Source organism: Simplicispira metamorpha, from assembly GCF_004341365.1.
Taxonomy (GTDB): Bacteria; Pseudomonadota; Gammaproteobacteria; order Burkholderiales; family Burkholderiaceae_C; genus Simplicispira; species Simplicispira metamorpha.
This window is the reverse complement of sequence record NZ_SLXH01000007.1, coordinates 121,420-129,593: the sequence shown is the minus strand read 5'-3', so window position 1 is coordinate 129,593 and position 8,174 is coordinate 121,420. Positions and strand designations below refer to the sequence as shown.

Annotated in this window: 11 protein-coding genes and 1 pseudogene; all 12 read right to left on the bottom strand. The window is 64.5% G+C overall.

Annotated features, from left to right (window positions below; translation table 11 throughout):
- Positions 1–482, bottom strand: a pseudogene (locus tag EV674_RS05780) (hypothetical protein); the annotation flags it as partial.
- 51 nt (positions 483–533) lie between these two features.
- A complete protein-coding gene (locus tag EV674_RS05775; protein ID WP_207902180.1) occupies positions 534–1,505 on the bottom strand; it encodes a helix-turn-helix domain-containing protein in 972 nt (323 codons plus the stop codon).
- Entirely contained in the window at positions 1,502–2,374 is an 873-nt protein-coding gene (locus EV674_RS17525; RefSeq protein ID WP_207902178.1) for a toprim domain-containing protein, read from the bottom strand. The genes EV674_RS05775 and EV674_RS17525 overlap by 4 nt, the downstream gene beginning before the upstream one ends.
- Positions 2,371–3,945: a DEAD/DEAH box helicase gene (locus EV674_RS05765; RefSeq protein WP_119014923.1), complete on the bottom strand. Its 1,575-nt coding sequence runs from the start codon at positions 3,943–3,945 to the stop codon at positions 2,371–2,373. The genes EV674_RS17525 and EV674_RS05765 overlap by 4 nt, the downstream gene beginning before the upstream one ends.
- Positions 3,942–4,880, bottom strand: coding sequence for a ParB N-terminal domain-containing protein (locus EV674_RS05760; protein ID WP_132750378.1), 939 nt, complete (start codon positions 4,878–4,880; stop codon positions 3,942–3,944). Before EV674_RS05760 ends, EV674_RS05765 begins: the two co-directional genes overlap by 4 nt.
- Positions 4,870–5,214, bottom strand: a complete 345-nt coding sequence (locus EV674_RS05755; RefSeq protein ID WP_132750377.1) for a hypothetical protein — start codon at positions 5,212–5,214, stop codon at positions 4,870–4,872. The genes EV674_RS05760 and EV674_RS05755 overlap by 11 nt, the downstream gene beginning before the upstream one ends.
- A 9-nt stretch (positions 5,215–5,223) precedes the next feature.
- Positions 5,224–5,745 carry a hypothetical protein gene (locus tag EV674_RS05750; protein ID WP_119014925.1) on the bottom strand — a complete coding sequence of 174 codons (522 nt, stop codon included), beginning with the start codon at positions 5,743–5,745 and terminating at the stop codon, positions 5,224–5,226.
- Complete coding sequence (locus EV674_RS05745) at positions 5,742–6,461, bottom strand: hypothetical protein (RefSeq protein ID WP_132750376.1); 720 nt, start codon at positions 6,459–6,461, stop codon at positions 5,742–5,744. The genes EV674_RS05750 and EV674_RS05745 overlap by 4 nt, the downstream gene beginning before the upstream one ends.
- A complete protein-coding gene (locus EV674_RS05740) occupies positions 6,458–6,697 on the bottom strand; it encodes a hypothetical protein (RefSeq protein WP_132750375.1) in 240 nt (79 codons plus the stop codon). Before EV674_RS05740 ends, EV674_RS05745 begins: the two co-directional genes overlap by 4 nt.
- A gap of 407 nt (positions 6,698–7,104) precedes the next feature.
- The gene (locus tag EV674_RS05735; RefSeq protein WP_119012932.1) at positions 7,105–7,512 is read right to left on the bottom strand and encodes a hypothetical protein; all 408 of its coding nucleotides are present in this window, start codon (positions 7,510–7,512) and stop codon (positions 7,105–7,107) included.
- A complete protein-coding gene (locus tag EV674_RS05730; protein WP_119012933.1) occupies positions 7,509–7,754 on the bottom strand; it encodes a hypothetical protein in 246 nt (81 codons plus the stop codon). The genes EV674_RS05735 and EV674_RS05730 overlap by 4 nt, the downstream gene beginning before the upstream one ends.
- A 9-nt stretch (positions 7,755–7,763) precedes the next feature.
- Positions 7,764–8,039: a helix-turn-helix transcriptional regulator gene (locus EV674_RS05725; RefSeq protein WP_241524913.1), complete on the bottom strand. Its 276-nt coding sequence runs from the start codon at positions 8,037–8,039 to the stop codon at positions 7,764–7,766.
- Positions 8,040–8,174: the final 135 nt, after the last annotated feature.

The window sequence follows — 8,174 nt, the reverse complement described above, 5'->3', positions numbered from 1 at the left end:
TAGGCGTGGTGCAGGTGCTGGCCGGTGGCACAGCGGTCGGCGTGGCCGGTGGCAGCGGCCTTGCAGGCGGGGCACTGCCCCCAGTGCGCCAGGTAGGCGCTATCTGCCGCGCGCCAGGGCTGGGCCAAGTCTGACCAGCTCATGGGCGCAGGCGGGCGCGGTGCTGCTGCTGGCGCAGGGCGAGGCGGTGCTGGCGGTGCCGGTGGCAGTTGCGCGCGCAGGTGCTGGTACAGGTCGGCGCGCAGCTCGGGCGGGGTGTCGGCAATATCCCGCTGCCAGTCCTGGCGGGCCTTGTCCGATGCGCCGGTGCGGTCGCAGTACGCCATGGCCAGCGCCAGCAGTGCAGCGTGGCCGGGGTCGTAGGCGGGCGGCGCCAGCGTGGCGGGCTGGTGCTCAACTTCAGGTTTTTGCAGGTTTTGTGCCGGGTCGTTGGCAGCTTCGGCCAGCAGGCCCAACCGTCCGTCACGGTGCTGGCGCAGCAAAGGTGCCTGCTCCGGTGCCCGTGGCTGGGCGCTGCCTGGGAAAGGGGGCTGTCATGGCGCCACGGCCTTTCTGGCGGCCTGCGCGGCGCGCTGCACAGCCAACTGCATCACCTGCTCTGGGGCGCGCTGGTGCTCGGCCAGCAGCAGCCCGGTGAACAAGCGCTTGGGCTTGAGGGCCAGGCGCTGGTAGCCACCTTCGCGCTGGGGTGCTGCTGCCGCTTCTGGGCGCACCACAGCATCCAGCCCGGGCAGCCCGGTGAACAAGCGTTCTGGGTTGGGGCGCAGGCGCTGGTAGCAGCCTTGGTCGGCCACGCCCCCATCGTGTTTGCCGTGCAGCGTGCTGGCCGTTTTTTGCTGTGCGCTGGTTGCAGCAGCTACTTCCATTCGGTCGTCTGTAGATGGTTTCTCTAGATGGTTTCCTCCTGGCGGAATAGAGGAATCGCCAAAACCCCCCATTACTGTTCCTTCTGGCGGAACAGTCGCAGCACTCTCTATTCCGCTAGAAGGAACAGTAGAAGCCGCCTGTGTTCCTCCTGGCGGATTAAGCAAGTAACCGTGCGTAACTGAATTGGTTGTGTTTTTCATGATCTTTTTGGGCTGGGTGGTGGCAGATGAAAGTGCTGTCTTGGTGCGGTAGGCGCCGCGCTGAAAGCCGTCTCGGGCTCCTGGGTCAAAGCCGTTGATGTGATCCAGCGTGGCCCATGTGACGGCGTACCAGCTGGCCTTGCTGGGGCGCTGGCCCTTGGCGGTTTCGTAAATAAATCCGGCCTCGATCAGCTCCTTCTTGGCGCGGTCGATGACTGAACAGCTTTTCCACCCCCGTGTTTTCAGGTACGCCACTGATGCCAGCAGCCGCCCGTTGTTGTCGCGCACGTACTGCCGGGCAAACTCCATCAGCAGCCCCCTGGCCGGGTGGCTCAGGGCCTGGTAGGCGGGCGAATCCAGCACCACCCACGGCATGGCCACAAAGCCCCCAGCGTCACGGCTGGCAGCAGCGGCTTTCCACTTCTTCTTGCTGCTCATCCCACTCTCCCTTGCAGGCGCACCTGCATCAACAGTTGGCGCACTGCCAGCACCCCGGCGCGCTGGTGCAGGTCGTTGGCGTCCTCGCCCTCGATGGGGCTCATGCACCACGGCAGGCCCGTCTGCTCGGCGGCTTGCTGGCCGGTGCCGCTCTTGTCGTGGTCAGCAAACACGCAGGCGCGGCCCTTCATGGCCTGGGCCACCTGCACCAGGTTGTGGGCGCTGAACGCCACCAGCACGGCGGCCTGCATCCCCATGCCGCGCAGCGCCTCCAGCACCGATAGGCCGGTGGCGTAGCCCTCCACCAGCACCGTCTCCGGCGCGCGGGCTGGCCCCATGCGGAAAACTGCGCCAGCGGCCCTCATGCCGTAGGGCTGCATCTTTTTCTCGTGGCGGCGCTCGGCCTCCAGCCAGCGAATGGCCTGCACGCCTTGCAGCGCGTTGGTCTGGTGGTGGCGCATGGGGATGAGCAAGGCACCGTCCGGGGCAATCAGCCCCTGGGCCAGTGGGAAACCTTTGATGTGCAGATAGCTGTGCTCGCCGGGCGTGGCCTGGCGCAGCATCTCGGCGGCCTGCTGGGCTGCGCGCTGGTAGCCGCGCTCCTGCTGGATGCGCTGGGCCTGGCGCTTGGCCCGCCAGGTGTCCTTCTCGGCCTGCGTCCACGGCTGGGCGCTGGGGTCGTTGAACCACTGCACCTGGGCCTGGTCTGACCAGTTGAACACCCAGCCGCGCTGGCCGTCCCAGAAGTAAGCGCCATTGCTGGAGCGTGGCTTCTCGGTCGTGCCGCAGCGTTTGATCTTCTCGCCGGGGTACAGGCGCGCCGGGTCGATCTCCAGCCCGTGGGCGCGGGCAAACTGGATGAAGCTCATACTGCTGCCCTTCGGTACTTGTTGCGGATATTCCGGTGCTTTGTCAGGTTCTGAATCTTGCGTTCCACGTTTTCAGACACGGGCATGTCGGGGGTGGTGTTGATATGCCAGTCATCAGGGGGGAAGTGCCCGCAAATATCGCGAAACAAAAAGCGTGCGCGCCAGTGCTGCTTACTTGGTGCGGAATAGGTGCGCGCGTAGCTGCACAACTGCGCCCAAAGGTGCGCCGGGCTGTCGGCCAGCACCTTGCGGTTCTTGCCCTTGCCAATGGCAATCTCCACCATCTGGCCCGCCGTGGCGGTTTCTGCGCTCGGTGCGGGCTTCTCAAACCCACAGGCCATGCAGCGCTTACGGAATGGGCTGTGGCCGCAGCTTGGGCAGCCTTGGGCCTCGTATTCCTCGGGCTCCTTGCGCGGGGCCTTGTCCAGCTTCTCGCCCATGTCCAGCGACTCCACGCCGTTGAAGAACACCTGCTCGAAGTCCTCGGCAAAGCGGATGATGTTGCCGCTGTGATCCAGCAAGATGCAGTCGGTTTTGCCGGTGTCCGGGCTGGAGCGCAGGCCCCGGCCCACCATCTGCATGAAGGTGGACAAGCTCTTGCGCAGTGGTCGGCAGTCCACCACGCAGCCCACGTCCTGCACATCAAAGCCCTTGGCCAGCGCCTCCACGCTGATGAGCACGCGCAAGCTGGGGTCAGTCTTGGCGAACTCGCGCACCAGTATCTCGCGCTCGGTGGCCGTGGTTTCTGAGGTGAACACGGCGGCCATCACGCCGGCGTCCATGAACTGGCGGCACAGCTCCTTGCAGTGGGCAATGCTGGCGCCGAAGACGATGGTCTTGCGGTTCTCGCCAAACTTGAGCCACTCGCCCACCACGTCCCCGATGATTTCCATGCCACGTTCTTCGGCGGCCTTGTCGCTCCATTCGCCGGACTTGGTGACGGCAGCGCCAGCCATGTCAGGCCGGGTGCAGGAGAGCGCGCGCATGGGCACCAGCACGCCCGATTCGGTCAGCTCGTGCATGGTCGTGGCGTTGATGAGCTGGCTGAACACCTGCCCCAGTCCCTTGGTGAAGGGCGTGGCCGACAAACCAATCACAGCGGCTTTGGTGGTCTGGGAGAACTCCACCCAGGTGCTGTGCATGGTGTGGGCCTCGTCCACGATCAGCACGTCCAGCTGCGGCCAGAACTCGCGCTTGGCAATCGTCTGGGCGCTGGCAATCTGGAACGGCAAGCTGTTGTCACGGCGCGGGTGCCCGGCCTGAATGATCGCGTGCTGGGTCAGGCCCACGGCATCGGCGGCGGCGCTGGTCTGGTTGATCAGCGTCGTGCGGTCAGCCAGAAACACCACGCGCCTACCGCGCAGCAGGGCTTCGTGGGCCACGCGCAGCGCCAGCAGCGTTTTGCCTGCGCCGGTGGGCGCGGCAATCAACTGGCAGCGGTGGCCATCCCGAAAGCCTTGGCGCAGCGCTTGGTGGGCCGATTCCTGGAACGGGCGCGGCGCGGGAAACCGGGCAGCTTCATAGCTGGGTGCCTCGTCGGCAAACAGCCGGGCATCGGTGGCGGCGTTCATCGGGCACCGCCTTTCTTCAGCTCGTCCAGCTGCTTGAGCAAGCGCAGGTTCTCGCGGTCGCGCTTCCTGGCAATCTGGTCGAGGGCGTGGGCCTTGTTCATCAGCTCATCGCGGTGGCGCTCCAGCCGGTCAACCTGGGCCTTGAGCATCTTGACCTCATCGAACAGCATCGCCATCTTGTCGTCGGCGGCCAGCATCTTCTCTACCAGCTCGCGCTCGGCACGGTCGGCGGCTTCGGCCTCTGCGATCTCCTCGGGGCTGGGGCCGAAGTCGTCCTCGTTCATGCCTTCGGGTGGGCCTTCGCCATGGGGCACCCTGAAATGATCGGGCTGGCTGGTCTTGGGCGGCGGCACCACAACCACGGGCTTCGGCAGCGGCGCTGCCGGTGCAGGTGCCGGAATGGCTGCCGGGGCTGGCCTGTCGGTCTTGCCGATGTTGGTGGTGTTCTGCTGGTAGCTGGTGCCGTTGCGGGTAACGGTGCGTTCGGTGGGCGTATCTGGGGAATTTCCCCAGATAGCGGCGCGAACTGCTGCCACCGTCTTATGGTCAACACCGCAGTGCTTGGCGATCTGGCGGTCACCCCACTGGCCTGAAACCGGGTGTTGCAGCGCTCCAGTGACGGCTTTGCGCTTGTCGGCGTTGGTGCGGCGCAGGCCATGGCTTGCGTTCACGCCAAAGCTGAAAAGCTGGGCGTCCTGCTGGGTGCCTTGGCGCACCTCGGCATCTACTTCATCGAGGCCCGCGTGGTCGGCGCCAAAGTAACGGTGAAAGCCATCGGCCAGCCAGTAGGAGGCACCATCGAAGAACACCACGATGGGCGGGAATGCCGCGCCCTCCAGCATCGCCTCGGTGTATTCCTCCACCGTCGTGTTGTTCAGCTCGGCACGCGATTGGGTGCCGCCGTCGATGCGAATGGAGTGCAGGTTAAGCAGCATGGGAAACCTCCGCAATCAGGCTTTGGGCTGCCTCCGCAGCGAAGCGGGGCGTGGTGGTCTTGGTGACGCGCTTGTGCTGGTTGCTTCCACGTTCAAGCCAGTGGAACCAGCCGCAGGCAAACACCGCGCGCTGTGATTTCTTCAGCGACTTGAACCAGTCCGAAGCCACAACGGCCTCAATTTCTGGCTTGCTCATTGGGATCACGCCGTCGATGCGTCCATGGATTTGCTCATCGCAAAGACCAGGGAAGACAGCGCGCAAAGAGTGCTGCATGGATGTTCCAGGCAATGCAGCAGCCTGGCCCGACTGCTCGGGCTTCTGAAAATCGGTCATGGTGTGCCCTTACTGGATGTGCTGCGCGCTGGTGTTCACAGTGCGGCGGGCAGGCTTCGGCGCTTCATCTTTGATAGCTGCTTGCGCTTGCTGGGTATGGTTTTCAGCCTGTTTTGGCTGTGGGTTTTGGTGGTGCTCGGCCTGCTGCTCTTTCGCCCATTCGCTGGCCCCCTTGCGGTTGGCTTCCAGCACACGCCAGCGGGCGGCCTCCAACTCGGCATAGGCTGGGGTGTTGTGTGTTGCGCATTGGCCCATGAGGCCGCCCGTGTCCACGATGCCCTCGGCGTACTTGGCACAGGTGGCCAGGGCGGCAATCAGCCCCTGCGCCACGTTGCTGTCAAAGGTCAGGCCATCGCCGGGGTCTTGGTCAACATCGAGTTCACGCTGTTGCAGGATGGCGGCAATGGTCTGAACGCCTTGCAGCGCGGTTGCTAGGCGGGATGTCTCAAGCTCGGTGAGGATGACGCCGTGGCTGTTGCGCAGCACGTCGAAGGCGTTGTGATGCGGGATGCTCTTGTGGGGCGCACTCATGCTGCACCGCCGTTTGCGCGCTGCGCCTTCGCTGCTTTTGCGTCCTTCATCCGCTGCACGAACGCGGCTTTGTCGGATGCTTCGCTCTCTGCGCAATAGGCTTGGTATTGCTCGGCCCGGGCAATGCGGCCGCTCACGAACTCGGTGTGCATGGCGTGCTTGGCCATGAAGGTCATGGACTCCCTGACGACTTCCAGAAACGCCACGGCGGCACCACGGCGGCCAGTCTTGTCAAAAGACTCATGTGTGGCCGCTATCGCCTCATCAAGGATGTTGTTCAGCGGAATGTATGGCCCGTAGCCGCACTGCAACGCAGCCAGCAAATCGCCTGCACAGCGGTAGCCTGTGATGTTGCCCGCTAAGTAGTCCTCTTCGGGCACGTCAAAGCAGCGTTCACCTATCCGGCCACCATTGCGGCTGATTTGTTGGGTGATGAAGGACAGTGCGCCTTGTCTGGTGCGGGTGCCGTCAGCGTGGCGGATGATTGGGTGGGCGGTGTGCTTGTGCAGCTTGTCCTTGTCGTCTGCCGCCAGTTCATCAAACAGCGGGTGCCAGGCGTCGGCCTGGGTGGGCAGGTCAATGGTGCGCTGCCAGCCCTCGGGGAACTCCAGCAATGCGGTCTTGCCGTGGGGGCCGGTGCCCAGCGCCAGCAGGCGCACGGGCTTGGTTTTGTGGGTGCTGGCGTGGTGGGTAGGAGTCCAGGGTGTGGTGCTCATGCTGCGGCCTCCGCTCGCTCAAACGCGGCCAGGCGGCGCAGGGCTGCCAGGGCTTGGCGCAGCTTGCGTGCCGCTTCGGTGTGACGGTGGCGGGCTGCATACCAGCGGGCCATGGCACAGGCGTTGACGACCTCGCCGTGCAGGGCTACCAGGTCGATAGTGGTGGGGGTATTGCCCGTGGTGGGCAGGGTGGCAGGCGTGCGCGCGCTGGCGCTGGCCACGGTGGTGTGGTGCATGGTTGCTCCTTGTCGAGACTGAGAACCACACGCTGCGTCATCACACGCAACGGGTGGGCGGGAGTGTTGATGACACGGGACAAGCCGTGCGGCCATCCTTGCGGGTAGGCCCACCCCGCCCGAAACCATGCAGGGCCAGTGCAGACGCACCAGTCCCAAGAATTTTGGCGAGACAAAACCCCGCTTGTTGGTGGGGGTTGCAACCACTTGTCCAAAGGCGTCATCACACGCCGGGCCTTTCGGCTTGAGGCGAATTGTGCCACGGCTCCACGCCGATGGCGAGGCACACCAGGCGCGCAGCACGGCGGTGTTGAGGGCGTCAACCAGCGCCAGCCCACGGGCCATGGCGGTAAACTGCGCGGTGTCTGGTGCGCTCGATGCTGCTTTTGTGGTGTCGGGCGCTTTTTTCATGACTCGCCCCCTTCATCGAACTGAGGCAGGTTGGCAATGCCCAGCTCCAGCACGTTGACGATGGCACCAGCAAAACCACCGGCAGCGCTGTCGCCGTGCTCCAGCTTGACCAGGGCGCGCAGGGCTTCACGTACAGCGCGGAACGTCTCGGCCTGGGGGCGGCCAAGCAGCGCGGACAGTTCACGCACCAGGTCGGTGCCCAAAGCAGCGCCAGCGCGCTCGCTCTCGTCCTGGGCCGCGGTAGTCGCGTGTTCCAGCAGCGCAGCGCCCAAGGCGGCCAGGCCATCGGGGCCGATGGGCATGGAAAGGGCAATGCCCTCGGCGGTGCAGGCGGTTATCAGGCCCTGGCCCACGGTGATTTCGTGGCCGTCGGGGTGGACGTAGATTGGGGTGGTGCCGGTCATTGCGCCACCTCCAAACCAAGCAGGCGGCGAATGTCGGCCACGCTCCACAGCAAGCGGCCATGCAAGCGCAGGGGGCGCAGCGGGCCATCCTCGTTGCAAGCCCAGCCGCGCAGGGTCTGGGGACGGCGGCTCAGGTAGTGAGCGGCCTGGTTGGTGGGCACTACCGGACGGTGCTCCAGCTCAATTGGTGGAAATGTGGGCGCGACTTTCCCTGCCTGTACGGCATTCTGTTTGCTGTGCATGGGCGCCCCTTACTTGCCGAAATTGGCGATGAGGCTGTCGATTTCGCTTGCGCGCCAAACTGTCACGCGGGTGGAAAGCTTGATTCCAGCCGGGAAGCGGCCTTCCTTCACACCCTTCCACCAGTAACTACGGGACACGCCCATGCGCTCGGTGATCGTTGGGACTCGAAGGAGGCTGTCTTGGAATTGCTGGGCCGGGGCTTGGGCTGGGTTCATTGCAAAGTCTTGATTGATGGCTACGAAGAACCAAAACCCCAACACGCTCAAGCCGATGAAAAAGTCCAACAGGTTGGTCGTGATACCCTCAAAGTCCCGTCGTTGGGAGGACTTTCAAGGCTTGGGTCTTGGCTGTCTTTGAAGGCTCTAGGTGGTGGAACACCTGGAGCCTTCGCCGTTTGTGGACTACTGTTTGTCCACACA

What these genes read in the sequence shown, in the direction of transcription:
- EV674_RS05775 (WP_207902180.1), bottom strand. Translation starts at nt 1,505, where the DNA reads ATGAGCAGCAAGAAGAAGTGGAAAGCCGCTGCTGCCAGCCGTGACGCT.
- EV674_RS17525 (WP_207902178.1), bottom strand. Translation starts at nt 2,374, where the DNA reads ATGAGCTTCATCCAGTTTGCCCGCGCCCACGGGCTGGAGATCGACCCG.
- EV674_RS05765 (WP_119014923.1), bottom strand. Translation starts at nt 3,945, where the DNA reads ATGAACGCCGCCACCGATGCCCGGCTGTTTGCCGACGAGGCACCCAGC.
- EV674_RS05760 (WP_132750378.1), bottom strand. Translation starts at nt 4,880, where the DNA reads ATGCTGCTTAACCTGCACTCCATTCGCATCGACGGCGGCACCCAATCG.
- EV674_RS05755 (WP_132750377.1), bottom strand. Translation starts at nt 5,214, where the DNA reads ATGACCGATTTTCAGAAGCCCGAGCAGTCGGGCCAGGCTGCTGCATTG.
- EV674_RS05750 (WP_119014925.1), bottom strand. Translation starts at nt 5,745, where the DNA reads ATGAGTGCGCCCCACAAGAGCATCCCGCATCACAACGCCTTCGACGTG.
- EV674_RS05745 (WP_132750376.1), bottom strand. Translation starts at nt 6,461, where the DNA reads ATGAGCACCACACCCTGGACTCCTACCCACCACGCCAGCACCCACAAA.
- EV674_RS05740 (WP_132750375.1), bottom strand. Translation starts at nt 6,697, where the DNA reads ATGCACCACACCACCGTGGCCAGCGCCAGCGCGCGCACGCCTGCCACC.
- EV674_RS05735 (WP_119012932.1), bottom strand. Translation starts at nt 7,512, where the DNA reads ATGACCGGCACCACCCCAATCTACGTCCACCCCGACGGCCACGAAATC.
- EV674_RS05730 (WP_119012933.1), bottom strand. Translation starts at nt 7,754, where the DNA reads ATGCACAGCAAACAGAATGCCGTACAGGCAGGGAAAGTCGCGCCCACA.